This is a genomic window from Rosettibacter primus, from assembly GCF_036860675.1.
Taxonomy (GTDB): Bacteria; Bacteroidota; Ignavibacteria; order Ignavibacteriales; family Melioribacteraceae; genus Rosettibacter; species Rosettibacter primus.
Genome location: NZ_JAYKGK010000008.1, coordinates 68,651 through 95,292 on the forward strand (window position 1 = coordinate 68,651; position 26,642 = coordinate 95,292).

At 30.4% G+C, this 26,642-nt stretch carries 30 protein-coding genes and 1 tRNA gene; 6 read left to right on the forward strand and 25 right to left on the reverse strand.

The window, feature by feature from the left end; genetic code table 11:
• Nucleotides 1-13: 13 nt before the first annotated feature.
• From VJY32_RS10710 to VJY32_RS10745, 8 genes are all read right to left on the reverse strand, one after another.
• On the reverse strand, nucleotides 14-1,600 hold the full coding sequence (locus VJY32_RS10710; protein WP_353677909.1) for a hypothetical protein: 1,587 nt from the start codon (nucleotides 1,598-1,600) through the stop codon (nucleotides 14-16).
• Nucleotides 1,597-4,569, reverse strand: coding sequence for a tetratricopeptide repeat protein (locus VJY32_RS10715; protein ID WP_353677910.1), 2,973 nt, complete (start codon nucleotides 4,567-4,569; stop codon nucleotides 1,597-1,599). The genes VJY32_RS10710 and VJY32_RS10715 overlap by 4 nt, the downstream gene beginning before the upstream one ends.
• Nucleotides 4,570-4,699: 130 nt before the next feature.
• On the reverse strand, nucleotides 4,700-5,461 hold the full coding sequence (locus VJY32_RS10720) for a tetratricopeptide repeat protein (RefSeq protein ID WP_353677911.1): 762 nt from the start codon (nucleotides 5,459-5,461) through the stop codon (nucleotides 4,700-4,702).
• 27 nt (nucleotides 5,462-5,488) lie between these two features.
• Nucleotides 5,489-5,572 (reverse strand) — tRNA-Leu (locus VJY32_RS10725).
• 72 nt (nucleotides 5,573-5,644) lie between these two features.
• Nucleotides 5,645-6,130 carry a hypothetical protein gene (locus VJY32_RS10730; RefSeq protein WP_353677912.1) on the reverse strand — a complete coding sequence of 162 codons (486 nt, stop codon included), beginning with the start codon at nucleotides 6,128-6,130 and terminating at the stop codon, nucleotides 5,645-5,647.
• Between the two features lie 8 nt (nucleotides 6,131-6,138).
• Entirely contained in the window at nucleotides 6,139-6,723 is a 585-nt protein-coding gene (locus tag VJY32_RS10735) for a hypothetical protein (RefSeq protein ID WP_353677913.1), read from the reverse strand.
• The gene (locus VJY32_RS10740; RefSeq protein ID WP_353677914.1) at nucleotides 6,710-7,144 is read right to left on the reverse strand and encodes an RNA polymerase sigma factor; all 435 of its coding nucleotides are present in this window, start codon (nucleotides 7,142-7,144) and stop codon (nucleotides 6,710-6,712) included. The genes VJY32_RS10735 and VJY32_RS10740 overlap by 14 nt, the downstream gene beginning before the upstream one ends.
• Nucleotides 7,126-7,257 (reverse strand): hypothetical protein, encoded by a 132-nt coding sequence (locus VJY32_RS10745; protein WP_353677915.1) that lies wholly within the window; start codon nucleotides 7,255-7,257, stop codon nucleotides 7,126-7,128. The genes VJY32_RS10740 and VJY32_RS10745 overlap by 19 nt, the downstream gene beginning before the upstream one ends.
• Nucleotides 7,258-7,416: 159 nt before the next feature.
• Between VJY32_RS10745 and VJY32_RS10750 the strand changes: the two genes are divergently transcribed.
• A complete protein-coding gene (locus VJY32_RS10750) occupies nucleotides 7,417-7,998 on the forward strand; it encodes a Spy/CpxP family protein refolding chaperone (RefSeq protein WP_353677916.1) in 582 nt (193 codons plus the stop codon).
• A gap of 31 nt (nucleotides 7,999-8,029) precedes the next feature.
• Here the strand turns inward: VJY32_RS10750 and VJY32_RS10755 are convergent, their stop codons facing one another.
• Genes VJY32_RS10755 through VJY32_RS10780 form a run of 6 tightly spaced genes read right to left on the reverse strand, consistent with a single transcriptional unit; the run spans nucleotide 8,030 to nucleotide 10,900 of the window.
• Entirely contained in the window at nucleotides 8,030-8,746 is a 717-nt protein-coding gene (locus VJY32_RS10755) for an SDR family oxidoreductase (RefSeq protein ID WP_353677917.1), read from the reverse strand.
• Nucleotides 8,746-9,312: a GTP cyclohydrolase I FolE gene (folE, locus tag VJY32_RS10760; RefSeq protein WP_353677918.1), complete on the reverse strand. Its 567-nt coding sequence runs from the start codon at nucleotides 9,310-9,312 to the stop codon at nucleotides 8,746-8,748. The genes VJY32_RS10755 and folE overlap by 1 nt, the downstream gene beginning before the upstream one ends.
• Before the next feature lies 1 nt (nucleotide 9,313).
• Entirely contained in the window at nucleotides 9,314-9,721 is a 408-nt protein-coding gene (locus VJY32_RS10765) for a 6-carboxytetrahydropterin synthase (protein WP_353677919.1), read from the reverse strand.
• A gap of 2 nt (nucleotides 9,722-9,723) precedes the next feature.
• Nucleotides 9,724-10,185, reverse strand: a complete 462-nt coding sequence (bcp, locus tag VJY32_RS10770) for a thioredoxin-dependent thiol peroxidase (RefSeq protein WP_353677920.1) — start codon at nucleotides 10,183-10,185, stop codon at nucleotides 9,724-9,726.
• A gap of 14 nt (nucleotides 10,186-10,199) precedes the next feature.
• Entirely contained in the window at nucleotides 10,200-10,682 is a 483-nt protein-coding gene (locus VJY32_RS10775) for a redoxin domain-containing protein (RefSeq protein ID WP_353677921.1), read from the reverse strand.
• 14 nt (nucleotides 10,683-10,696) lie between these two features.
• The gene (locus VJY32_RS10780) at nucleotides 10,697-10,900 is read right to left on the reverse strand and encodes a dodecin family protein (protein ID WP_353677922.1); all 204 of its coding nucleotides are present in this window, start codon (nucleotides 10,898-10,900) and stop codon (nucleotides 10,697-10,699) included.
• A 229-nt stretch (nucleotides 10,901-11,129) separates the two neighbouring features.
• On the opposite strand from VJY32_RS10780, the gene VJY32_RS10785 reads away from it, so the two are divergent.
• Genes VJY32_RS10785 through VJY32_RS10805 form a run of 5 tightly spaced genes read left to right on the forward strand, consistent with a single transcriptional unit; the run spans nucleotide 11,130 to nucleotide 16,390 of the window.
• On the forward strand, nucleotides 11,130-11,600 hold the full coding sequence (locus tag VJY32_RS10785; protein WP_353677923.1) for a Fur family transcriptional regulator: 471 nt from the start codon (nucleotides 11,130-11,132) through the stop codon (nucleotides 11,598-11,600).
• On the forward strand, nucleotides 11,581-11,808 hold the full coding sequence (locus tag VJY32_RS10790; RefSeq protein ID WP_353677924.1) for a FeoA family protein: 228 nt from the start codon (nucleotides 11,581-11,583) through the stop codon (nucleotides 11,806-11,808). Before VJY32_RS10785 ends, VJY32_RS10790 begins: the two co-directional genes overlap by 20 nt.
• 5 nt (nucleotides 11,809-11,813) lie before the next feature.
• Nucleotides 11,814-13,847 carry a FeoB small GTPase domain-containing protein gene (locus VJY32_RS10795; RefSeq protein ID WP_353677925.1) on the forward strand — a complete coding sequence of 678 codons (2,034 nt, stop codon included), beginning with the start codon at nucleotides 11,814-11,816 and terminating at the stop codon, nucleotides 13,845-13,847.
• Between the two features lie 3 nt (nucleotides 13,848-13,850).
• Nucleotides 13,851-14,570 (forward strand): MBL fold metallo-hydrolase, encoded by a 720-nt coding sequence (locus VJY32_RS10800; RefSeq protein ID WP_353677926.1) that lies wholly within the window; start codon nucleotides 13,851-13,853, stop codon nucleotides 14,568-14,570.
• A 29-nt stretch (nucleotides 14,571-14,599) separates the two neighbouring features.
• Nucleotides 14,600-16,390: a M28 family peptidase gene (locus tag VJY32_RS10805; RefSeq protein WP_353677927.1), complete on the forward strand. Its 1,791-nt coding sequence runs from the start codon at nucleotides 14,600-14,602 to the stop codon at nucleotides 16,388-16,390.
• Between the two features lie 111 nt (nucleotides 16,391-16,501).
• On the opposite strand, the gene VJY32_RS10810 is transcribed toward VJY32_RS10805, so the two are convergent.
• The 11 genes from VJY32_RS10810 to VJY32_RS10860 form a co-directional block, all read right to left on the reverse strand.
• The gene (locus VJY32_RS10810; RefSeq protein ID WP_353677928.1) at nucleotides 16,502-18,757 is read right to left on the reverse strand and encodes a methyl-accepting chemotaxis protein; all 2,256 of its coding nucleotides are present in this window, start codon (nucleotides 18,755-18,757) and stop codon (nucleotides 16,502-16,504) included.
• Between the two features lie 103 nt (nucleotides 18,758-18,860).
• A complete protein-coding gene (locus VJY32_RS10815) occupies nucleotides 18,861-19,415 on the reverse strand; it encodes a flavodoxin family protein (RefSeq protein WP_353677929.1) in 555 nt (184 codons plus the stop codon).
• Nucleotides 19,416-19,450: 35 nt separating this feature from the next.
• Nucleotides 19,451-20,761: an NADH-quinone oxidoreductase subunit NuoF gene (gene nuoF / locus VJY32_RS10820; RefSeq protein WP_353677986.1), complete on the reverse strand. Its 1,311-nt coding sequence runs from the start codon at nucleotides 20,759-20,761 to the stop codon at nucleotides 19,451-19,453.
• An 8-nt stretch (nucleotides 20,762-20,769) separates the two neighbouring features.
• Complete coding sequence (gene nuoE / locus VJY32_RS10825; RefSeq protein WP_353677930.1) at nucleotides 20,770-21,249, reverse strand: NADH-quinone oxidoreductase subunit NuoE; 480 nt, start codon at nucleotides 21,247-21,249, stop codon at nucleotides 20,770-20,772.
• A gap of 30 nt (nucleotides 21,250-21,279) precedes the next feature.
• Entirely contained in the window at nucleotides 21,280-22,527 is a 1,248-nt protein-coding gene (gene nuoD, locus VJY32_RS10830; protein WP_353677931.1) for an NADH dehydrogenase (quinone) subunit D, read from the reverse strand.
• Between the two features lie 9 nt (nucleotides 22,528-22,536).
• On the reverse strand, nucleotides 22,537-23,031 hold the full coding sequence (locus VJY32_RS10835; RefSeq protein WP_353677932.1) for an NADH-quinone oxidoreductase subunit C: 495 nt from the start codon (nucleotides 23,029-23,031) through the stop codon (nucleotides 22,537-22,539).
• Nucleotides 23,032-23,033: 2 nt separating this feature from the next.
• Complete coding sequence (locus tag VJY32_RS10840; RefSeq protein WP_353677933.1) at nucleotides 23,034-23,546, reverse strand: NADH-quinone oxidoreductase subunit B; 513 nt, start codon at nucleotides 23,544-23,546, stop codon at nucleotides 23,034-23,036.
• Nucleotides 23,537-23,905: an NADH-quinone oxidoreductase subunit A gene (locus VJY32_RS10845; protein WP_353677934.1), complete on the reverse strand. Its 369-nt coding sequence runs from the start codon at nucleotides 23,903-23,905 to the stop codon at nucleotides 23,537-23,539. Before VJY32_RS10845 ends, VJY32_RS10840 begins: the two co-directional genes overlap by 10 nt.
• Nucleotides 23,906-24,031: 126 nt before the next feature.
• Nucleotides 24,032-25,186, reverse strand: a complete 1,155-nt coding sequence (locus VJY32_RS10850) for an aspartate aminotransferase family protein (RefSeq protein ID WP_353677935.1) — start codon at nucleotides 25,184-25,186, stop codon at nucleotides 24,032-24,034.
• A 16-nt stretch (nucleotides 25,187-25,202) separates the two neighbouring features.
• Nucleotides 25,203-25,994, reverse strand: coding sequence for a [LysW]-aminoadipate kinase (locus VJY32_RS10855; RefSeq protein ID WP_353677936.1), 792 nt, complete (start codon nucleotides 25,992-25,994; stop codon nucleotides 25,203-25,205).
• On the reverse strand, nucleotides 25,985-26,629 hold the full coding sequence (locus tag VJY32_RS10860; RefSeq protein ID WP_353677937.1) for a class II glutamine amidotransferase: 645 nt from the start codon (nucleotides 26,627-26,629) through the stop codon (nucleotides 25,985-25,987). The genes VJY32_RS10855 and VJY32_RS10860 overlap by 10 nt, the downstream gene beginning before the upstream one ends.
• Nucleotides 26,630-26,642: the final 13 nt, after the last annotated feature.

The following is a 26,642-nucleotide window of genomic DNA, read 5'->3' on the forward strand; positions in this document are numbered from 1 at the left end:
CACTATTTCAATGTTATTGCCATCGATATTCAATTCCCAAAATTATATCAAAAGGTTTTTCTCTATATCCTTCAAACACAAAATTACTTTTATTAAAAATATTATGAAAGTCTGCTCTTAAAGATAAGCTTTTAAATAGTTCATACATTAAACTTGCCGAGAAATCATGATAGTCAGGAATTAATTTTTTATTCATAATGTCTGCATAATAATCTTTATAAAATTTGTATTTGATTTTAACTCCTAATCCAAAATAAAAATTATATCCGTAAGATATATTTAATTGATAAAGAGGATTATAAGGAATATAATTATCACTTTTATCTTTCACTTGATTTATCATAAAACTAAAATCTAAAAAACCGTAAAATGAAGAATTAAATAGAACATCAGTTCCAATTGAATAAGATTTTACTTCTTCAGATGAATAAATATTGAAGAAACCTTTTTTTATTTTATCTTCAAAGTATGGATAATTATTGATTGTTCTATAATTACCCAGCAATTTCACTGTTAATATATTTTCATAATCATATTTTAGAGATGCATATAAGTTGAATGGGATTTTCATAAAAACATTGTCTATGGAATCATTATTCATATAAATATTTTTGTTTAATAAATCATTGATTGAATAAAATTCAGTGTGCGGAGTAAACTCCGCTTTCAATGTTAATCCATTATATAATTTTACTTGTGTTGATGCGAAAGGAGATAAGAAATTATTATTGTTATTTTTTGAATAATTAATTCCAAAGTTTAGTATTACATTTTTTAAAGAATACAATTTTGAATATGCTTCGAGTTCATAATAGCTGTAATTATCAATGCCACTTAAATTATTTTCAAGAAATTGTTTTTTGTATAAAGCTTTTGTTCCAAGGATGAATTTAGGCGCTTTTGTTTCAAAATAACCTGAGCCTGATAATAATTTTTCTTTTATAGAATTTTTGATAGTTAACAAATCTACCTGCAAATTTAAGCCTGCATTAATCCATTTGTTGTAATTATTAGAAAAAGAAAAATTACCATTAGTTCTAAAATTTTCTCTTAATGAATCCTGCGTAAGTGAACCAAAAAATTTGTATGAATCTCTAAAATATTTTCCGTTCAATTTTATTTCGCTGCCGGGAAGAAAATCTGATTTGGTGCTCACAAATAAATTATTTTCAACATTAACCCCGGAAGAATTGTATCCTGAATATGGTATGTATTCCCTGATATTCAAACCCCACACATCAGCATGCAGTAAATAATAATTCATTGATTTATTAAGATGTAGTTCACCAACTGGATAACTATATCTTCCTAAACCGATATAAATATTTCCAAAATAAGAATTGTTCAAATCATCAACTGAAGGTATAATTGGTTTAGGGACTGAGGATATTAACAATGGCAGTTCTTCCGGCGAGTAACGAGGCATTAAAAAATCTTCAGATACAATTCCGATTAAATCTGCTTTTTTCTTTTCAACAGTCTGAACATCAATTTTTTGTCTTCCAGTTATTACAAAATCTGGCAGTTCAACATTTTTTTGTTCGGTTTGTGCAATAAGAATAATATTTGCAAAGAATATCGTGATAAAAATTTTTTTCATAGTTGTTTTAACTTTTTGTTAGCTTCAATTGCGTATTCACCTTTGGGATGTCTTATAAGAACAGCTCTATACATTTCACGAGCAAGTTTTTTGTCATTCAATTTAACATAACAATCACCAAGTCTAAGCAGTGACTTTGTATACCACTCATCATAAGCAGAAAAAATTGACCTTACTCTAACGAAAGCAGTAATTGCTTCATTAATTTTATTTTGATTAAATAATGCCAATCCATAATAATATTGGGCTTGAGCACCAATATCATCAATTCTATTTTCTGCAGTTTCTTTTAATAACTGAATAGCATTTTCGTAATTGCCTTTATTAAGTTCAAGTATTCCTAATTCAACTTTTGATTTTGCTGCAAAGATGTTTCCTTCATAATAAGTAATTATTTGTTCAAAAGTTGAATAAGCTGCTTTCATATTGTTATCTTTTACTTCAGCAGTGCCTCTTAAATATAAAAGTTCAGGGATTCTGTTGGAAGTTGGTACTGCATCAATCGAAGAATTCAAAACCTGAATTGCAGAAGTATATTGTTTTTTATTAGAATAAATATTAGCCAATTCAATTGCAGCAGAAATTCCTATATCAGATTTTTTTGAAATCTCTAAAACTCTACTAAAGTTCTCTATAGCATCATTTTCTTTTTTGAGATTCGCAAAACATTTACCAATCCAGAAATAAGCATTTGGAATTAATTCACTCTTTGGATAGTATTGAATAAATTCTTTGTAAGCATTAATTGCATTAGAATAATCATCAAGACTGTAATAAATATCTCCTTTCTTAAAATAAATCTGGTCACTCAATTTCAGTCCAGGATTTTCTTTAATAAATTGTTCTATCGAGCTAATTGCCAGAGCTGGTTGGTCTTTAGCAATGTATGCATATTGAATTCCATTTACGGCATCAATTATATATTGAGTGTTAGGATATTCAACCAGCACTTTATTATAAAAAACAATTGCAGAATCGTAATTACCAATGTTATAATAAGAATCGCCAATAGAATAATAGGCTACAGGGATTAAATCTGAGCGTGGAAATCTTCTAATTAAATTAAGATAATTGTTAATAGCAGATTGAAAGTCGCCCTGTTGAAAATAAATCCAACCAATAACATATTGTGATGCATCTGCATATCTTGAATTCGGAAATTTTTTTTGGAGATTTGCAAATTCTCTAATAGCTTCAGTTGTCTTGCCTGCTTTATACAGGGACTGACAATATTGATAATAAGCCTGTTCGTTTTGAAGAAATGATTTATCACCAGAGAATAAATCTTTATAAATCACGCTTGCTTTATCAAAATTTTTCAAAGCATAATAACTATCTGCAAGTCTCAATTTAATTTCTGTAAGATTTTTGTCGTTACGGTATTTGTTAACATAATCATTGAAGAAATAAACAGCATTAGAAAAATCTTTCAGATTGAAATACGAATAAGCTTTTCCCAACAAAGTTTGTTTTTTGATTAATTCATTTGTAGAATTAATTTTATTATAATGCTTAAGAGCAGCTGCATATTCTTTTCTTGCAAAATAATTTTCAGCCATGTAAAAATTAACTTTATCACTTTCAAAATCGCTGTATTTAGAAGATAGTTCTTGAAGATACTGTAAAGAAGAGCCAAAATTGTTCAAGTAAAATTCGCTTATAGCCAATCCAAGTTTAGCTCGATTACTCAATTGAATATCATTTGAAATAAATTTCAAAGCTGATGAAAAATAATTTCGTGCATCTGAATAGTTGTTGCTATTTAATCTCATTTCTCCAAGCAAAGTAAATGCTTTTGCTTTTGTTAAAGCATCGCCTGCAATTGTTGCATTAATTAAAGATTTTTCCGCTTCTTTTGATTGATTTGAAGTAAAATAAACAGTTCCTTTGCTTAATTGTGCACGAGCAGCTAAAGCATGCGAGGGATATTTTTCAAGAAACTTTTTATAGATTTCATCAGCCGTTTTAATCTCACCTGCATAACGTTTACATTCACCGCTCCAGTAAAATGCATATATTGAAATTGAATCAGCTTCAGGTTCAGATAATTCTTTGAAAATATTGAATGCTCCTTCGTAATCATTTAATTGAAATTTTGTCCAGGCTATGTTATAGATAATAATTCTTTTTAATTCATTGGATAATTCTTCTTTTGATAATTCTGTCAAAATTGCAAGTGAATTTTGATAATCCTTAATTCTGGAATATGAGTTTGCTAAATAATATTTAGCATCAATAATATTTTCAGGAGGTAAATTTTTTATTAGTGGATTTGTTAATTCAAGAATGGCACTATCATACTCTTTTAGATTAAAGTAAGAAATTCCAATTCTTAATTGTGCAAAAGGAGCAAGCTGACTATCTTTATAATAAGCAAGCAACTGGTCATAATAATTTACAGCTTCAGTAAAGTTGCCAATATTTTCATACAATTGGCCAAAGGAAAAAAAAGTATTTACTATAAAATCATTAGTTTCTCTATTTTCTATTGCTTTCTGAAAGTATTCTTCTGCTTCAAGATATCGTTTTTCAGCAGTATATGCTTCTGCAATCCAGTAATAAGCTGAACCTTTGTATGAAGTTTGTGGATATGCTTCTGTTAAAGTCAATAATCTTTCTCTGCATTTTCTAAAACTTCCTATTTGAAAATATATTTCACCTAATTTATATAAAGCTCCTTCCCGCAAGTTTGAAAAAGTATTTTGACTGTTGAAAGATTCAAATAATATTGCAGATGCATCAAATTGTTTTATGTTAAAAAGGCAATCGGCAGCATAATATTTAGAAAGAATTTTTTTTGTTTCTTCAGTATTATTATCTGAAAATAATTTTTCGAATATTTTAAATGCTGTAGCATATTCTTTCTGGTTATAGTAACTCAATGCCTGATTAAATAAGTCATTATTATATTCAGCATTGCTCTTAAAAAATGATAGCAAAAGTAAGATGTATAAAGTAGCCTTTTTCATATTATTTTATTCTGCAGAAATTCGCACTATTAAAAAATTTGATTCAAAAAAAGTTCTGATTTTCTAAATATACGATTAATTGAGATGAAATCTGGTAATATTAAAAAGCCCTCTTAATGAGGGCTCAAGTTTATCTTAGAAGCTTTAATTCATACTCTACTAATTTTCTATATTGCGGGTCTTTCTTGGCAAGTTCAAAATTTTCTTTTGCTTTTATAATATCATTTTTCTGTTTAAATGCCATTGCTTTGTAATAATAAGCTGCTCCTTTCAAATTAGTTGTTTTCATGTTGATAACCTGGTCTGCTGCTTCAATTGCTTTGTCATATTCACCATTTTCATAATAAGTTGTTGCTAATAAAACATATGCAGCATCGAGTTTATTGTATTTAATTGCTTCATTTAAATTTTCGATTGCTTTCTGATAATTTCCATCTTTTTTATTTGCTTCAGCTAATTTTACATATGAACGAGCAATATTTAGCTGAGCCTGTTCTTTCATTGTTTTCTGTTTTGTTAATTGTTCAAACTTTTTAAAACTTTCAACTGCTTCCTGATATTTCCCCCCCTGAAAATAAGTACCACCGAGACCATTATATGCTATATCAAAATTTGGATTACTTTCAATTGAAGATTTGAAAGCAGCTTCAGCTTCAGCTAACTTGTTTTGTTTTTTAAGTGTAACTCCCAATTGATAATATATTCTATAATCTTTTGATGTTAACAGAGCTTCATTATATTTTTTTACTGCCTCATCATAATTACCGGATTTGAGATATTGATTTCCTTCATTATAAGCTTTTGCTGCTTCGGGAGGCATATCTTGTGCATTTACAACTGATATTAACAAAAAAACTAATAAAGGAAAATATAATATTAATTTCTTATTCATTGTTAACCTTCGTTTAATTTTGTTTTGTGCGGAAGGCGGGACTCGAACCCGCACGCCCTTACGGGCACTACCCCCTCAAAGTAGCGTGTATACCAATTTCACCACTTCCGCAAATTTTGTGTTGCAAGATATACTGCATAATAAAAAAATGCAACATCATCTTTAATACACTTAAATTTTTCTTTACTTATCCTTAGGCATTTTTCTAAAAATTGAATGTGTTAGTTCTTTTCTAAACATAAATTCAAAGACTGCAAGTTTTGCAATTTGCTGTGGCTGAAGTATTGAAGATAGTGATTTATAATAATTCTCTCTTTCATTGCACATTTTGTTTTCTAAATCTATTAATTTGCTTACCTGTTCTTTATAGTAAGCATCGTTCCTTTTTTCTTCATCTAGATTTTTTTTCAAATCCTGAATGATTTTTTCTCTTTCATCAAAAATTAATTTTATTTTCTTTTGATGTTCATTTCGGCGTGCAAAAAATCTAATTGACGTATCCTCATCTAAATTCAATAACTCAATCAACTTTGATTTTTCAAGCTGTTCGATTTTCTTTAATATTTTTCTATCATCAAATCTTTTTTCGAACATTTGTTCTCTTTCCTGAGCATAACTGATTAAAAAAAATATAAAAACAAATATTATTACCGACATTAATTTTTTCATTGTTTCACCTATTGAATATTAAACTTGCTTAATTTAACATAAACTGCAGAAAGATCCTCATCTGGTAATTTATCTATAACCTGTGACTCTTCAAAAATTGCTGGCACATACTTATTGATATATTCTTTTGGAAGCTCGAAATCTTCAAGAAATGTTGCATCATAATTTTCTTCATATTGAACAGGAACTATTTGTTCAGTCGTAAATTCATCTAAGTTATTTGAATAATAATTAACCATTTCTTTTGTGATTGATTGTAAATTTTCATCAAATGTTGGCGAAGATGCTGGATACATAATATAAATTAATATTAAAATTATTATTGCAGGAAGAACATATGACAATTTCCTATTAAACGAAATTTTCTTTTTAGCATAGATTTTTTCATTAACTCTTGGCAATAATGAAGCAAAATATCTTTCATCGAGCTGTAATTTTTCAAATTCCTTAAATTGATTTAGTAAAGAAAGTGTTCTTTCATATTCCTTATTTAATTCATCTGATGATTTTAGTTTGTCCTCAAAATTTGCTTTCTCTTTCTCATCCATCATATCTGAAAGGTATTTCAATATCAAATCTTCATTCTTTTTCATTTGCATACTCCAATATTTTTTTCAACGCATGGAAATAATTTGCTTTTAATCCACCAATACTTTTCCCGGTAATCTTTGATATTTCTTCATAAGAAAGTTGTTCAAAATTTCTAAGTATAAAAACCTGTCTTTGTTTTGGAGGAATCTTTTGCAATATTTTATTTAATTTTTCCAATTTTTCTTTATTAATGATGTCATCAATTATATCTTTCTTTTCTGCAAGTTCCACTTCATTAGCATTTTCAAATGAAAGAAATTTTTTTAATTGATTTCTTTTTATTTGATTTAAACTTCTTGTCGTTACAATTCTATAAATCCAGGTAAAAAGAGACGACTTGAAATTAAATGTCTTTAATTTTTTATACAATACAATTAAAACTTCTTGTGTTACTTCATCTGCATCTAAATGGTCACCAAGCATTTGTCTTGCATGCCAGTATATTTTTTTTGATATTTCTTAACAATTTCATTGAATGCAGATTCATCACCTGCATTAAATTTTCGAACAAGTTCAAAATCGTTATCTAAATTCATTTAAACTCTTTGATTCAAAAGTGTAGACAAATATTTTTTTATTGTGGTTTAAAAATAAACTGCATTAAAAAGTTTCTGCTATAAGTAAAATTAATTAAACTATCGATGAAAAACTGATGTCAAAAAAGCGTCAAATAAAATAAAACAGGAGATTCAGCAATGAAAAAAATAACATATTTCTCAATCATTATTTTGTTTTTGTTTGGAATATCAACATATGCTCAACCAGATTTATTTGCAGATTTAGACAATCACTTTGATGATGAAGCAATTGAAATCGAAAAAGATTTCATTGATAATCCAATTCAAAATGACCAATTCGTTGAAGAACAATTACCGGGAATACAGATTCATAAAAGAATGATGCGTGATAGGCTGTTCGATAAACTAAATTTATCCGACGAGCAAAAGAAACAGTTTAATAATTTGATGAGTGAGCATCAAAAAAAGATGGTTGATTTAAGAGCACAGCTTCAAAAGAACAGAATTGATATCAAAAACATGATGCTTCAAAATAAAATTGATGAAAAAAAATTGCTCGATCTGGTTCAAGCAAATAACAAAATTCTTTCCGAAATGAGAATTGCTTCAATCAATCACTGGCTTTCTGTTTATAAAATACTCAATGATGAACAAAAAGAACTATGGGCAAAACTTTGGGGGAATAGTTACGGTTATGGTAAACATGTAATCATAAAAAACAAAATTTTTGATAGACTAAAAATGAAAGGTTGCCGTTAATAAAAAGCCCCGCCTTAAGTGCGGGGTTTTTTTATTCTAAATCTCCCTGTATAGGTCTTATAACAATTTCTTCTGTAACTAAATTTGATTTTATAGAATATACATAATAAACAAGTTTAGCTATTTCTTCTGGCGACATCATTCTATGAGACTTTTTTTCCAGAACAGAGCTATTCCATATAGGTGTTTTAGTAGCGCCGGGAATTATATTTATTATTCGAATATTATTTTCTCGAATTTCTTCTCTCAAAGAATTTGTATAAGCTAAAAGTCCTGCTTTTGAAGCTGAATATGCACTGCTCCCTAAAAATACTTTATGAGTAACTACAGAAAGTATATTTATAATTGTTCCGTAATTCATTTCTATCATCTGCGGTAAAACTTTTTTTATAGAATAAATTGCTCCAAGCAGATTTACTTCAATAATTCTTTTTATCTCTTCGAGAGAATCTTCTTGTGCAGATTTGAAGGAAGTAACTCCAGCATTATTAATTAAAGCAGCAATAAAAAAATCTTTTGAAAACTTTTTATAAAAATTTTCGATTGATTTCAAATCTTCTATATCAAGTTGTACTGGAATTATATTGGATTCCTTTTCACCAAGTTCTTTTTTATAATTTTCAATAAGATTTACTCTTCTTGAAGTTGCAATTACAATTTCATCTTTTCTTGCAAATTCAAGTGTTAATTCCTTACCGATTCCAGAACTTGCACCGGTTATCCAGACAGCTTTTTGGAGTTTATCCATTAAATTCTTTTTAGAGCTATTAAGTTTAGAAATTCTGAACGTGTTCTTGTATCTTCTGAAAAAATTCCATGCATTGCACTTGTAGTAGTAATTGAATTTTGTTTTTGTACACCTCTCATCATCATACACATATGATAGGCTTCAATTACTACAGCAACACCACGAGGAGCAAGATATTTATCAAGTGTGTCGGCTATTTCCTGTGTCATTCGTTCTTGTACCTGAAGACGTCTTGCAAAAACATCTACTATTCGAGGCAATTTACTCAATCCAACAATTTTTCCATTTGGAATATATGCAATATGAACTTTACCAAAAAAAGGAAGCAGATGATGTTCGCACATACTGTAAAAATCAATATCTTTAACTATTACCATTTCATCATATTTTTCTTCGAAGATTGCCCCATTTAGAACATCTTCAATTTTTTTGCGATAACCTTGAGTTAAAAATTCATATGCTTTTGCAACTCGATGAGGTGTTTTTAATAGCCCTGGACGATTAATATCTTCACCAAGTTCCTTAAGAATTGTTCTTACACTTTCTTCAACTACTTCGTGATTCAATTTATTCTCCTCGATATTCTACATAATTATTTTCTGTCTCATACAATTTTATTGAATATAATTTCCCATTAGGTATCTTATCTACCAATTGACCCCAGATTCCAATTAAAATATTCTCTGCAGTAGGAATTTTGTCTTTTAGAAACTCTACATCCAGATTTAAATTTTTGTGGTCAAGTTTATTTATCACATTTTCACGAATAATATTTTTTAATTGACTTAAATCAATAAGATAACCTGTATCTTTATTAATCTCTCCTATAACAGTCACTTCAATAGTATAATTATGTCCATGTCCATTAGGATTACTACACTTCCCATAGATTTTGAAATTTTCTTCGTCAGATAAATTTGGGTTATAAATTCTATGGGAAGCACTAAAGACTTCTCTGCGGGTTACATAAATCATATTTAATTTGATTTTAGTACTTTTAATATTTCTTCTACATGACCATTTACTTTTACTTTAGGGAAAATATGAATTATCTTCCCATTTTCATCAATTATGAAAGTAGTTCTCTCTACACCCATATATTTTTTACCATATAAAGATTTTTCTTTCCACACACCATATTTCTGAACCACTTCTTTCTTATCATCACTCAATAAAATAAAAGGTAAATTGTACTTTTCAGTAAACTTTTTGTGTGACTCAACTGAATCGGGACTAATACCAATTACCTGCACTTTTAACTTGCTAAAATTAGGGAAATTATCTCTGAAATCACATGCTTCTTTAGTACAGCCACTTGTCATATCTTTAGGGTAGAAATAAAGAATTACTTTACTTCCTAAAAAATCCTTTAAAGATACTTTCTTACCATTAATATCTAACAAAGTAAAGCTTGGTGCTTTTTTACCGACTTCAAGCATAATATCCCCGGCATTTATGATAATTTTTTTAATGTTTCTTTTATTGCATTGTAGTTTGGTTCCTCACCAGCATTTTCAAGAACTTCTACATATTGAACTATTCCATTTTTATCAACGACGAAAGCAGCTCTTTTAGAAACCCCTTTCAAGTTGAATTTATCTGGAAGCCAAACATCATAAAATGCACCGTATAATTGTGAAACTTCTTTATTAAAATCACTGAGCAAAGGGAAATTAAATTGATGTTTATCTGCCCATAATTTTTGAGCAAAAGGTCCATCAACACTTATTGCTAATACTTGTGCATCAAGATTTTCATAATCTTTCATGCTGTCTCTTGTTGAACATAATTCTTTTTCGCAAACAGAAGTTCCAACTGCAGGGAAAAATAAAATTACTACATTTTTCTTCCCTCTGAAATCAGATAATGTGAAAGCTTCATTATTTGCATTTTTTAAAGAGAAATCTGGGGCTATATCTCCTACTTTAAGTGACATTTTTTCCTCCTTTTTTATTCGTTAATTTTTCTTCCAATTTTCACTTTTACTTGAAATTCAATTTTACCTTCAGAAGTAATTCTACCACGTTGTTCAATAACTTCGAACCAGGCAACTTTCTTTTCTTTATTTGCTTCTTCAACTACTGATTTAATTGCATCACTAATACTTTCTAATGATATACCAACTCTTTCAATTAATTCAAAATTTCTTGACATTTTTCTCCTCCTATTTATAAAAATTCATTTTAGTAAATTTAATTACAAAAGAAAAACAGCAATATTTATTGCTTAGTTCATTTTAAGAATTCTCATTCATAAAATTATTAAAAAATCTTAAATGAAATATTTATATACTCAAATTAATTTAATAAAAGAGATATTAACATTTGCTTTTCTTGAAAATGGTTGATATTTTTATGTAGACTTAATCTAAATTATATGAAAAATGAACTTAGATATTAACGCAGCTCACGAAGAATTCAGAAGATATTTAAAAAAAGAAAACCACCGTATTACACCGGAAAGATTCGAGGTTCTTGATTACGCTCTCGAATATGATGGACATTTTGGTGCAGATGAATTGTATTTGAAAATGAAAAACAACAACTCAAACATTTCGAGAGCAACGGTTTATAACACACTCGAACTGCTTGCAGCTTGCGATTTACTTGCAAAAAGAAATTTCGGTGAGAACAAAACCAGATACGAAGCAAAGTATGGGAAAAAAAGTCACGACCATCTAATATGTACAAATTGTGGTGCAATCAAAGAATTTTCTGAACCTATTATTGAAAAAATTGTCAAAGAAATTTCAGAAAAACTTGGTTTTGAACCTTCAGGTCATTCATTTTATATATTTGGTAAATGTAACAATTCTAACTGCAAATTGAGGAAAGATGACAAAAATGACACTTGATAAAGCAAAAAAGGGAAGTAGAGTAACAATTCTAAATTTGCCTTCAGGTCAATACAAAGTACAGTTTCTTCGTCTTGGAATTACTGAAGGTGATTCTGTTTTATGTTCTGAACGATTACCGGGAGGAACAATTGTAATTCAAAAAAATAGACAAGAAATTGCCATTGGCAGTGATTTAGCAAAGAAAATTAAAATAATTCTTCAGTGAAAATTATGAGCTATGAAAATTTTGAAAACCAGCATACAGCCGACCAATTGATTGAGAACCATAAAGTCTCTCAAACCTTATTAAAAGAAAAAATAGTTCTTGTAGGCAACCCAAACGTTGGCAAGTCTTGTATTTTTAATTATTTGAGTGGAATGTACGTTGATGTCTCCAATTTCCCGGGCACAACAATTTCTATTAACAAAAGTTTTTATAAAGACAAGGAAATTTTTGATACCCCTGGAATTTATGGAGTTTCTTCATTTAATGATGAAGAAAGAGTTGCAAAAGAAATTATTTTATCTTCGGACATTGTCTTAAATGTAGTTAATGCACTTCACCTCGAAAGAGACCTATTCCTTACTCTTCAATTAATCGATATGGGCAAAAGAGTTTCTGTGCTGCTTAATTTTTCTGATGAACTCAAGAAAAGAAAAATTAAAATAAATACAGAACTCTTATCAGAACTGCTTGGTGTAGAAGTAATTGAAACATCTGCAATTTCAAAATATGGATTTGACAAAATTGACTACGCAATTCAAAATGCAAAAATTGGTAATCAACAGCTCGAACTTTTTGCACTTCTTCAGCAATTAATGGAAAAATCAATCCCTCAAGCAGAAGCACTTTTAATTCTTGAAGGCGACGAGGAAACTGCAGTTAAGTATAACATCAAAAGTGATAAATCAGATTCAAGAGAAAAAATTTATATAAGCAGAAGAAATAGAGTAAATGATATTGTTGACCAAGTTGAACATGAAGATTCAAAAAAAGGAGAAATATTTAATCTAATCGGGAGAATGTCATTAAATCCTAAAACTGGTATACCAATTCTTTTTCTAATGTTGATTTTAGTTTATTTCTTTGTTGGTGATTTTGTATCTCAAAGAGTTGTTGATTTTACAGAAAACACTCTTGGAAAAAAATTTTTTGAATATAACTTAAAATCTTTAATTGCTGATTACTCTCAATGCAAAATAACTGTCGATTTATTGAATGATGAAGAAAAAGTCATAGACACAAAAAATTTTTATTTCCCGGATGGAATGAAAAAAAATATTAATCTTAGAAATGAATTTAAAAATTTATCAACTAACGACTCGGTAGAAATTAATTTCCATTTTTATAATCCATTACTTAGACTTTTATTTGGGGAATTTGGAGTCATTACAATGACCACCACCTATCTTCTATTTCTGTTATTCCCACTTGTTATTAGTTTTTATTTTGTTATGGCTTTATTAGAAGATAGCGGTTATTTACCTCGACTTGCAACTATGCTGGATAGATCTTTTAACCGAATAGGATTAAATGGAAAAGCTGTAATTCCAATTATCCTTGGGTTTGGATGCATTACAATGGCAAATATTACTACAAGACTTCTTGGAAGTGAGCGAGAAAAATCTATTGTTACTGCAATACTTCAATTTGTTATTCCATGTTCTGCTCAATTAGCAGTTATTACTGTTTTGCTAAGCGGTGCAGGAATTACTCCACTATTAATTTATGTATCCGTAATTGGTAGTGTATTAATTATACTTTCGACCATTTTGAATAAACTTCTTCCCGGCGAAAGTTCTCCATTATTGATTGACCTCCCTATTATGAGAATTCCTAAACTCAATAATATTTTGAAAAAAACATTTTATCGAAGTTTAGGATTTATGAAAGAAGCAGGTTTCTGGTTTTTTGTTAGTGCATTAGCAGTAGGTTTAATGGAAATTACAGGCTTACTTTTTATATGGCAGGATTTACTTTCTCCTATTACTACTTACTGGTTAAAATTACCTAAGGAAGCTGCCAATGCCTTTGTTATGGGAATGGTTCGAAGAGATTTTGGTGCAGCTGGTTTATTTGATTTAAAATTAACTACAATGCAAATAACTGTTGCAATCATAACTATTACTTTGTTTGTTCCATGCATAGCATCATTTGTTGTTATGCTGAAAGAAAGAGGCTTGAAAGAAGGAATTTCTATCTGGATTGGAACATGGATAACAGCTTTTTTAATTGGCGGAATTGTAGCACAAATTATAGTTTAATTTATGAAACAAAAAGATTTTCATAAGTACCCTTTAATCTGGCGCAAGGATGATTTCTTTATAAAAATTTATAGCTCAATACCAAATGTTTCTACTGGAATTCTTCTTACTACGAGCAAAACAACTTTTATAATTGACCCCGGCGATGGAATACTGAGAGATTTGACTCAAGATGTTGGAGCAGAAACAATTCTTAGAGTATCTGACATCTTTATAAGTCATGGTCATCACGACCATGTAGGAGGTGTGTGGTCCCTTTTAACCTACTTATCAGTATTGAGAAGAAGACTTCCGCTTTCAATTTACTACCCTAAAGGTTGTGTTGAAATAGAAAGTATCTATAAAGCTTTCAAAGAAGTTTATGGCAAAGAGCTTTCTTATGAGATTGTTCTTAAACCAATTATTAATGAAAAACAATTCACAAGAAATTCAATTAGAATAAAACCATTCAAGGTTAATCACAGAGAAGTAAGTCCAGATGGTAAATTCATTGAAGTTCCTTCACTTGGTTATAAATTTTTTTATGACACTAAAACTATATGCTATGGAGGAGATACTGCATACTGCGAAAATCTTGTTAAGATGGCAAAAGGCTCGGATTTAGCAATTATCGAAGCTGGTGCCTTTGATGAATCAACATCGGAACTTCATATGACTATTGAACAGGCAACGAAAATTGGAAAAACTGCTAAAGAATTTTTCCTTGTTCATATTCCTCTTTAAATTTGCACATCATTAATTTAGAGTTAATCATGAGAAAATATCTTATCATCTTTCTATCATTAATAACTACCATTACATATTCACAAAAGAAATGGATTGATTCTGAAATAACCCCAAAAGATTTGAAAGCCCATCTATTTTATTTAGCATCAGATGAAATGAAAGGAAGATTCACTGGGAGCAATGAGGAAAGAAAAGTTGGTAATTATATTAAAGAACAGTTTGCTGCATATGGATTAAAACCACTTTTTAATAACTCGTATTTTCAGGAATTCCCATTTATTGAGAAAATAGAATTAACCAGAAATAATTCTGTTCTAATTAAGACACCTCTTTATTCAAAAAAATTAATTATCAAAAAAGATTTTATAACCGCACCATTTTCTGGAAATGGTAATGCAAAATCAAATGTAATTTTTGCAGGATATGGAATTTCAGCCCCTGAACTTAATTATGATGATTATGAAAAAATAAATGTATATGGAAAAATTGTTATCGTATTAAGGTCGAATCCTGAGAATGATAGTGCAAGATCTGAATTTGAGAAATATTCTTCAATGAGATTTAAGGCTTTAATAGCAAAGGAGAAAGGAGCAGCTGCAATTATTTTTGTAAATCAAAAAAAGAATGATGATGAATTAATTCAACTAACATATGATGGAGCACCCGGAATTAAAAATTTCCCGGTTGTTCAGGTTAAAAGAGAATTCATTGAAAATATTTTTGAACAGAAAGGATTAATTCTTTCTGAAATTCAGAAACAGATTGATTCACAAAAGAAACCACATTCAATTGAATTTGATGATATAACAATTTCAATTGCAACTGAAGTTAAAGAAATAGAAAAGAAAGCAAGAAATGTTGCAGGCTATCTCGAAGGCAATAGTCCAAATCTCAAAAATGAATATTTAGTTATCGGTGCTCATTACGACCACCTTGGAATTGACCAGTTGTTATCATCTTCATTATATAAAGGTAAAGATAAACAAATTCACAATGGTGCAGATGATAATGCTTCAGGCACATCAGGTTTACTTGAACTTGCAGAAAAATTTAGTTCAATAAAAGATTCGATAAGAAGAAGTATTATTTTCATTGCTTTTTCGGGAGAAGAATTAGGAATACTTGGTTCTACATATTTCACTAATAATTTACCAATCCCACAAGAAAATATTATTGCAATGTTAAATTTAGATATGGTAGGCAGACTGGATTCTGAAAAAAATCTTACGATTATTGGAGCTGGAACATCTTCAAAATGGAAAGATATGCTTAATAAAAACAACAAATACAATTTCGAGTTAAACTTAAGTGATGCTGGCTCTGGAGGTAGTGACCATCAAGCATTTCTCAATAAAAATATTCCGGTGCTTTTTTTCTTTACAGGTATACATTCGGATTATCATCGACCATCTGATGATGCAGATAAAATCAATTATGATGGTGCATCAGATGTAATAAAATTTGTATTTGATATTGCAAATGAAATCCAAAATTATGATGCAAAAATAGATTTTGTAAAAGTCTCCGAAACTGTAAAAAGAACATCAACTCGTTCAAGAGTTACAGTCGGAACAATTCCGGAATTTGGCTACAATGGTGAGGGTTATAAAATTTCTGGTGTTACTGAGGGGGGACCAGCAGAAAAAGCCGGATTAAAGAGTGGTGATATTATTATCAAGTTTGGTCCTAAAAAAATTAGCAATATTTATGATTTCATGTATGCAATATCAAACTATAAACCAGGTGATAAAGTTGATGTAACAATTTTACGCGATGAAAAAGAATTGACTTTTGAAGTAGTGTTAATCGAAAAGTAAAAGAAGTTAACTAAAAAATAATTTTACAATAAAAGACCTGCTTGTTCAGGCAGGTCTTTCTAATTTGGGACTTTTCTACTAAATCTAAATTTTTAGACACCTTTTAACATTTTATGCATTCGCTCTCTCGAGCATAAATTTTTCTCTTGAATAAGATAAAGTTTTTTCTCCAACCTTAAATTTACTGAATAAATCTTCAAGATTAGAAGTTAATCTTGCAAGGTTATTTGCTGCACTCGCAATTTGTCCTGTACTTGTTGTGCTTTGTTCTGTTACACTTGCAATATTTTCGATATTCTTGCTTATTTCATCAGCAGAAATTGATTGTTCTTGACTTGATGCAACGATATTATCAATTAAATCGGATACAGATTTAGCAGATTGATAAATTTCCTGAAGTGTCATATCAATCTCTTCTGTTAATTTCATTCCTTCATAAACTGAAGATTTAGCATTAGCCATCGATTTATCTGCTTCTTTTACTTCCAACTGAATTGATTTAATTGTCTCGGCAATTTCTTTTGTAGCTTTGGTAGTTCTTTCTGCAAGTTTTCTCACTTCGTCGGCAACAACAGCAAAACCTCTTCCCTGTTCCCCAGCTCTTGCGGCTTCAATTGCAGCATTCAAAGCAAGTAAATTTGTTTGATTGGCAATATCATCAATCACTTTTGTAATTTCTCCAATTTGGTCAGTTTTATTTGTAAGTGAAGCAATAATTTGTGCAGTTTCCTGCGAAGCCTGAACAATTTTATTCATTCCTTCTTTTGTTTCATAGGTTTTTTCAGTGCCTTGTTTTGCTGACTGACTTGATTTCTGTGACATTTGTGCAACTTCTGTTATGTTCTTCGACATTTCAATTATTGCTCTTGTCATATGCTCAATTGAACGAGATACTTCACTTACCTGAATATTTTGCTCTTGAGCACCCGCAGCCATTTCTTCTGATGAAGAAGATATTTGTTCTGCTGCACTTGCTGTTGATTGAATTGCTTCTTTAACATTTTCAAGTACACTTCTTAATTCTCTTATCATTTTATTTATCTTTAGGCCTAATTCATACAATACATCATCATTTTTTAATTCAAGTTCTTCTGTAAAATCTCCATTGGCTAAATTTTCAATAATTTCAACAATTGGTTTTATCTGCTCTTTTAAATATTCTTTGTTCTTTTCTTCTACTTCTCTTAAATCTGTAAAGAATACAAAACTGCCATCAATTTCTTTTTTGCTATTATAAATTGCTCCAGATTGAACAAGCACTGGAATATCTTCGCCGTTTCTGTTTTTCAATGATATTTTTTCACCTTTAATGAAAATTCCTTCAACAGCTCTTCTACTTACCGAGTCAGTACCAAATACTTCTTTAACTTTCAATTTACCAATAATTTCTTCAGGACTTTTATTAAATCCAACAATATCACAAGCAGCTTGATTTATAAATCTAATGGTTAAATCTTTATCAACAATAAAAAATGCTCCATTAACACCAGTTTGAAAACTTGTTGCTCTTGCAATTTCATCTTTAATTTTCCTAATCATGGTTTCAAAAGACAAATAAAGATTTCCGATTTCATCTTTACTGTTTATACTTTTAAGTGCAACATCATAATTTCCATTAATTATTTCTTTAGCACCTGCATCGAGTAATACTATAGGGTCAATAATTATTTTTCTTATAACTGGAATAAGAACAAAAATGATAACAGTAGTTATTAAAATAAAAACCAAAGTTTTTGTTTTTGCATCAGAAATTGAACTTAAAGTAGCTTGATTAAATTGTGAAGCTTTTTCATCGTAAATATTGACGAGTTCTTTTAAGTTCAATTTTGCTGTATCAAATTTTTTCAAAGCTTCTATTGACAATTCATTGCATTTCTTTCTCAATTCTATTAATTCATTATTCCTTTCTATATCTAAATTCTGTGATGCTAAGTTATCTATCCTTTTTTGTAAATCCATAACTGCCTGATGTGTTTCTTTCCAGTTGTTCCAATCATTTACAAATTTTTCCCATATTTGTTTTTCCTTTTCATCTTTTTCTAATGACTCAAAAATTTTCCATGCATCTTCAGCTCTTTTAAATGCAGCAGGGATTGATTCATAAATCGATTGACGAACTTTTTCGTCCTTTAAATCTTGATTTAATAATCCTCTCTCTGCTGCTAAAACAGAAGCTTCGGCTTGATATAGAGTTATAAGCGATTGTACTCCTGGTAATATATTGTAACCTAGTGTTTTAACAGCTAATTCTTCTTCATCTAAATTTCTATAAGCCAGATAAGCATTTATTCCTGTTACAATCGCAACAACAGCAACAATTATTATTGTTTTGTAAATAATTTTAAGGTCGTTAAATTTTTTGAACATATTTCCTCCAATTAGACAAAAAAACACTAATTCTATTCCTATTATCGAGAATGAAATTAATTTTTGAATAGTGTTAAAAAATTATTTTGAGGTGTGGGAAAAATTAATCCCAGGGATTTCTTTTATATAAATTATTCAAAGGGTGTAAATTTTTTCTACCATCAACAAAAACAGCGACCCATTCAGCTAATCTTTTTCCTAATCTTTTACAAGATTCAATTTCTTTTTCTTGTCGAGGTTCACCAGCTTGAGTTGCTCCATAATGAGCTGTAAATTGTTTACCAGAATAATCAGTGACACCAAAAACTAGAAATCCATAATTAATCATAATGTTCATTAAAGTTTGACAGGTTAATTCTGCTCCACCACCCCAGCCGCCTTGAGAGCTAAATGCACAACCAATTTTACCATCTAATTTTTGCCAGTATGGAAGCAAATCTTCCCAGAATTTTTTCATTTCGGAGGCAACAGTACCAAGATAAGTTGGGGAACCAAGTGCAAGGCCATCACACCAGAAAATATCATCTTTATTTGCTTCATAAATAGATTTGAGACGCACCTCTGTTTCGGGAATTTCTTTTGCACCTTCGGCTACAAATTCTGCCATTTTTTTAGTATGCCCTTCATTGGAATAATAGAGAACTAAAACCTTGCCCATAGAATTAATGAAATTTTTTAAACTAATTTCTTACTTCATGAAAGAGGAAATTTAGTAAATCTCATTGAATGAACTTTATTTTGAACGGGAATTTTAACTTCACTTTTTACATACTTTTCAAATTCATCTCTAAATCTTTGAATCATAAATTTAACAGGCCATGCTGCTGCATCACCAAGTGCACAAATAGTATTTCCTTCAATGTTGTTTGCAACACTAATCAATAAATCAAGGTCTTTCGATGTTCCATTACCTTCAGAAATTCTTTGAAGAATTTTTTCCATCCAGCCTGTTCCTTCGCGGCAAGGGGTACACTGGCCACAACTTTCATGGTGATAGAAATGAGCAATTCTCAAAAGCACTTTTAATAAATCTGTATCTTCATTCATGACTATTACACCTGCTGTGCCAATAGCAGAACCAGCAGCCTTGAGAGATTCTGCATCCATTCTAACTCCTTCAATCTGGTCGCCTCTTAATGGAGGCATAGAAGTTCCTCCGGGTATTACACATTTAATTTTTTTATTTCCTAAAACACCACCAGCATAATCATAAATTAATTCTGTAAGTAAAATGCCGGTTGGCAATTCATAGACTCCTGGTTTATTTACATGACCACTCACTCCATAAAGCAGGGTACCAGGATGTTTTGGTGCTCCAATTTTTGAGAACCATTCCCAACCTTTTAGAATTATTGGGGGGACATTTGTAATAGTTTCTACATTATTAATTGTAGTAGGACAACCCCACAAACCACGTTGCGCTGGGAAAGGTGGTTTAACTCTCGGATAACCTCTCAAACCTTCTATCGAATTCATTAATGAAGATTCTTCACCACAAATATAAGCTCCAGCACCTTTATGAATATAAATATTACAGTAAAAATCTATTCCAAAAGTAGATTTCATTTTCTCGCCAAGAAATCCTCTTGCATAAGCTGTATCAATTGCTTTCTGCATCAACTTAATCCATTTATGATATTCACCTCGAATATAGAGATATGCTGTATGAGCTCCAATTGCATAACAAGTTATAATTGCGCCTTCAATCAATTGAAAAGGATTATATTCAAAAATCTGCCTATCTTTAAATGAACCAGGTTCACTTTCATCACCATTAATACACAGATATTTAGGTTTATCTGTAGTTTTTGGCATAAAGCTCCACTTCAAACCTGTTAAGAAAGCAGCACCTCCTCTTCCTCTCAATCCAGATTTTTTTACCTGCTCAATAATATCATCTGGTGATTGTGAAAATGCTTTTTTAGCAGCTTCAAAGCCACCATGTGAAAGATAAACTTCTATATCATCTAAATTTGGAATTTCAGGCAGAACTATTCTTTCCATCATTTTGCTCATTCTTTTGAAAGGGAATTCAGTATTTCTTCGACTTTTTCTTTAGTTAAATTTTCATAGTAATCTTCATTAATTGCAATCATTGGCGCATAACCGCAGGCTCCCATACATTCAACTTCTTCTAATGAAAATTTTCCATCAGGTGTAACTTCCATATGGTTAATTCCAAGTTTACTTTTGATTAAATCCCAGATTTCATAAGCCCCGCGAAGCATACATGATACATTTGTACAAACTTGAATATGATATTTACCAACTGGTTTTGTATGAAACATAGTATAAAAAGTTACAACACTTAAAACATCTACTTTACCTATTCCAAGTACATTTGCAATTTCTTCCATAACCTCATTAGTAATATATCCATTTTGTTCCTGTGCTATATAAATTGCGGGCATTACTGCTGCAAGAGGTGTTGGATATTTCTTTCTTGCTTCTTCTATTCTTTTAAGATTTTCTTCAGTGAATCTAAAACTCATTTTAAACCTTAATTTACATTAAATAACAATTTATTTATCTGCTTCTCCCATTACAGGGTCTAAACTTCCGATAATTGCAATCACATCAGAAATCATTGCTCCTTTACAAACCACTGGCAATGCTTGAAGATTGCAAAATGAAGGAGAGCGAATTTTTAATTTCCATGGATGTCCACTTCCATTACTAACAATATAAAATCCAAGTTCTCCTTTAGGATTTTCTGCCGAAAAGAATACATCACCTATTGGAGGATTAATTCCATAATTAATCAACATAAAATCATGAATTAGTTCTTCCATTTTAGTATAAATTTCTGTTTTATAAGGAAGAACATGTTTAGGGACATTTGCAAGCACTTCTCCCTGCGGCATTTTATCTAGAATTTGATAAAGTATTTTTACACTTTCTCTTACTTCTTCGCCTCTTTGATAATATCTAGCTAAACAGTCACCTTCTGCTTGAGTAGGAATATTAAAATCAATTTCATTATAGAAAAGATATGGTTTTGCTCTTCGCACATCGTATTCAACTCCCGATGCTCTAAGATTTGGACCTGTCACACCAAGTGAAATAGCCTCATCTTTAGGAAGTATTCCAACTCCTTCAAGTCTATTTATAAAAATTTTATTTCTTAAAAGAAGTTTATCCATTTCATCAAGAGCAGAATGATGCTGGTCAAGAAAATCTCGAACCATTTTTAATGTAATATCATCTGCATCATTAGCTACACCGCCAATTCTTGTATAACTTGTAGTAAAACGAGCCCCTGCTAATCTGTCAAAAATATTTTGAATTTTTTCCCTTTCTCTAAAAGTCCACATCACCATTGTAACAGCACCTACATCCATTGCATAGGTTCCAATAGCAACCATATGAGCAGCAATACGAGAAAGTTCTGCAACCATCATTCTGATATACTGTGCTCTTTTAGGAGCTTCGATACCAAGAAGTTTTTCAACTGCTAAAACATAGGCAACATTATTACACATAGTGGCAGTATAATCAAGGCGGTCTGTGTGAGGAATATATTCAATGTAGGTCATTTCTTCAGCCATTTTTTCATAGCCTCTGTGCAAATAACCTAATTCTGGAACAACCCCAAGAACTGTTTCGCCATCGAGTCTTAATACCAATCTCAACACACCATGAGTAGCAGGATGTTGAGGACCCATATTAATTACCATTTCGTTTTCGAGTGCATCTTCAATGGTAATGTCTCTATCCTCAAGTAATTTTTTTAATAATTTTTCATCTGAGTAGATATTTTTCTTTTCCATAATGAATATTTAATCAATTTTATCTGGTAATGGTAATGACCCTGGAATGCCTAATACAGGAAAATCTTTTCTAAGAGGATGATATTCAAATCCTTCGGGCATATAAATTCTTCGTAAATCAGGATGATTGATAAAAATTATTCCATACATATCATAAGTTTCTCTTTCATACCAATTAGCACTTTTCCAAACTGATGTAACTGATTCAATTTGTGGAGGATTATCATCAATGTTAGCTTTTATTCTAAGAGTAAAGTTGTTCTTGTAAGAATAAACATGGTAAACAACAGTAAATCTATTTTTACGAGTTGCCCAATCAATTGCAGTTACATCTATACAAGTTTCGAAATGAAGGTCATTATTTTCTTTTAATAGTTTTGCGAGTTCAACAATTTTTTCTTTTTTAATTGTGATAGATAAATCACCACGAAATTCTTTAATTTCTTCTATTGAGTTGTCAAACTGTTCTTTAACTTTCTGAATAATTAATTCTTTAAATTCCATAATTATTTAGCAATATTTTCTAAAAGTGGTTTATCCTGAAAATCGCGTGCTTTTGTTTTAGCAATCTTTTGTTGTATTGTCATAACTGCATTTATTAAATTTTCTGGTCGTGGCGGGCATCCTGCTGTATAAACATCGACCGGCAAAAATTGGTCAATTCCTTGAACTACATTATATGAACGATACATTCCACCAGAAGAAGTACATGCACCCATTGCAATTACCCATTTTGGTTCAGGCATCTGGTCATAAATTCTTCTTACCACTTGAGCCATTTTATAAGTTACTGTTCCAGCTACAATCATTAAATCACACTGGCGCGGTGTAAACCTCATAACTTCTGAACCAAAACGAGCTAAATCATATTTAGGGTCTGCAGCTGCAATTAGTTCAATTGCACAGCATGAGATTCCCATAGGCATTGGCCAAACAGAACTTTTTCTTGCCCAAGCAATTACCGCATCTAATGTAGTGATAATAAAACCATCTTTATTTAACTTTGCTTCTAATCCCATTTTAATCCCCCTTTCATGAGGATATATATAAATCCTATTTCGAGTACTACTAAAAAGATAAACATCGGAAAAAATGCAAAAATTCCACATTGATTAAAAAGTGATTTAAATTGGACAGCCCACGGGTAAACATAAATAACTTCAATATCAAATATTATGAATAACATTGCAACAAGATAATACTTAACCGAAATTCGTTCGTGAGTTGTTCCTACAGGATTTTTACCACTTTCATATGGCATTAATTTAACTTTATTTGGCCTATAAGGTCCAAAAATTCTCGAAGAAAGAATAATAGCTGCACTTACTATTACAGAGAAAATTAATACAAGAATTATTGGTATATAATCTAATATCATAAACAGATTTTCTACTTTTTTATGAATGAAAAATAACCTAATTCATTTTATTATGCAAAAGCAGATATTAAGAAGTGATATATAATTAAAAATCCCGGTTACTTTTAGAAATAACCGGGATTAATTTCAGGCAAGCACTTCGGCAATTTTTTCTATTGCAATGTCTAAATCTTCATAACTTATTACTAAAGGTGGAAGTAATCTCAACACAGTAGTGCCACCGGGAAGAGTAACAACTCCTTTCTTTAATAATTCCACAATAACTGGCTGAGATTTATCTTTTAACTCAATGCCAATCATTAAACCGATTTGACGAACCTCTCTTACTTTTGATAATGAATATTTACTTAATTTTTCTTTGAAGTAATTTCCTTTTTGTTCAGCTTGTTCCCACAATTTATTTTCAATCATAAAATCAATTGCAGCGATTCCAGCTGCACAGGCAAGAGGATTCCCGCCAAAGGTAGAACCATGTTTGCTTTTTTCCATTTTAATTTTATCCGAACAAAGAATTGCACCCATAGGGAATCCACCAGCAATCGATTTTGCAAGTGTCATTATATCTGCTTCAATATCATAATGTTCTATTGCAAACATTTTTCCTGTTCTGCAAAATCCAGTCTGAATTTCATCAATGATTAAGATAATACCTTTTTCATCACATAACTTTCTGACATTCTGAAAAAATTCTTTCTTCCCAATATTAATTCCACCTTCTCCTTGAACTAATTCAAGCATAATTCCAGCAGTATCATCATCAACAGCTGCAGCAAGTTTATCAAAATTATTATAAGGAACAAATGTAAAACCTGGGACCAGCGGTTCAAAACCTTCACGATATTCAGATTTGTAAGTTGCACTTAAAGCCCCCATTGTTCTCCCATGAAAACCTTTCATTGCAGCAATGAATTTTGTTTTCCTGGTTGTAAATCTTGCAAATTTAATTGCACCTTCAATTGCTTCTGTTCCTGAATTTGTCAGAAATGCTTTTTTAAGATTCTTTGGTGCAATACTAAAAAGTTTTTCAAGAAATAAAGCTTTTTTATCGTTATAAAAAGTATTCGGACATGTTATTAGTGTAGAAGCTTGTTTTGAGATTGCATCTGCAACTTTATCGTTGCAATGTCCTACATTAGCAACGCTAATTCCTGCAGCTAAATCAATATATTCATTTCCCTGGTCATCCCAAAGTCGTGCCCCTTTTCCTTTTACAAAAACAATATCTCGCATTGGATAAACTTCAATTTCGTATTGCTGTTGAAGTGCTTTGTAATCAGTCATTTTTGAAACCTCATTTCTATGAAATAATTGTCCCTTTACCATTTAATGCATCTATAACTGGATGCTCAGTTCGGCCATCTGAAATTATAACTGTTGTATTTCCAGTTTCAAATAATTTTCGAAGTGCTAAAATTTTTCTTTTCATTCTCCCTTCAACTTTTTGTTCCATTGCCTCAAGTTCTTCTTTTGACATTTTAGCAACTAGTGATGATTCATCATTTTTGTCAAGTAAAAATCCTGGAGCTTCAATTAAGGAAATAATTTTCTCTGCATTGAATTCACTTTGTAATAGTGCTACTATATCATCATTTTCTGAATTAATTGCAAAATTATTTTCATCTATTAATGGAACGCATAAAACGGGAGTATAGCCATTATCAAGCAATAAATTTAATAGATGTTTATTAACTGACTTTGGTTTTCCGGAAAAATCTCTTAATAAAAGAGTTTTGCCGCCTTCTCGAACTTTTATTCCACTATTTCTTTTTCCAACTATGACTTTGCCGTCAAGTCCACTTAATCCAACTGCATTAATTCCATTTTGCTGACAGAGTTCTACAATTCTTTTGTTCTTCAGTCCTGCATAAGTCATCATCATCAAATCGATTGTTTCTTCGCTGCTCAAAACAGAATCATAGCCAGATAAAGAAGTAACAATTTTTTTTTGATAATTTAATTTTTGTGCTATCTCGTCTCTTAAAGCATTTGCACCGTGAACTATAATAAATTTTTCATTAATTGTTGAAAGGTCTGAAATAATTCCTTTTAGATTAATTTCTTTTCCACCACCAATTTTAATCAAATACATTTGAACTCCATCAATGAATTATTTGGAATAGATTGCCAGTTATCTTCATTCATAAATTTATCTGAACAAATAAGAATTAAATCTTCAGTAATTTTTTTATGCATTGTAAAATAATCTTCATCTTCATTAAATAAAGAATAAAGATAAGCATTTTCTTTATCTGCAATGATAAAATTCATTGCTCGGACATAAGAAGATTTTTTTATAATTATTTCAGTTCCTTTTTTAATCGCATCTTTAATGCTTCCCTTATCAAATCTTTTTATGTAATTAAAAATTTTTTCTGCACCAATTCTTCCTTCTTCTTTTATTTTAACACCGCGAAGTTCACCATTAAAAATGAAGACGTAATTATCATCATAAAACGGCATATTATTTTCTATGCTAATTCCTTCATCGCGAAAAGCACTTCGTGCATGAGCTATTAATCTTTTTGTCGAACCAAAATGATGAAAATCATCTTCCCAGATTGGTTTTATGTTTTTGTAAAAATTCCATTTATTGTTTCGCCAGTAAGCACAACCCCACCCATGACCTTGATATTCCTTACTTATTTTTGATATTTCTGCAAATTTCAAAAGATAATCTTTAGCATTAAATTCATATTTAGAATTTACATACAACAGTCTGCACATTTTTTCTCCATAA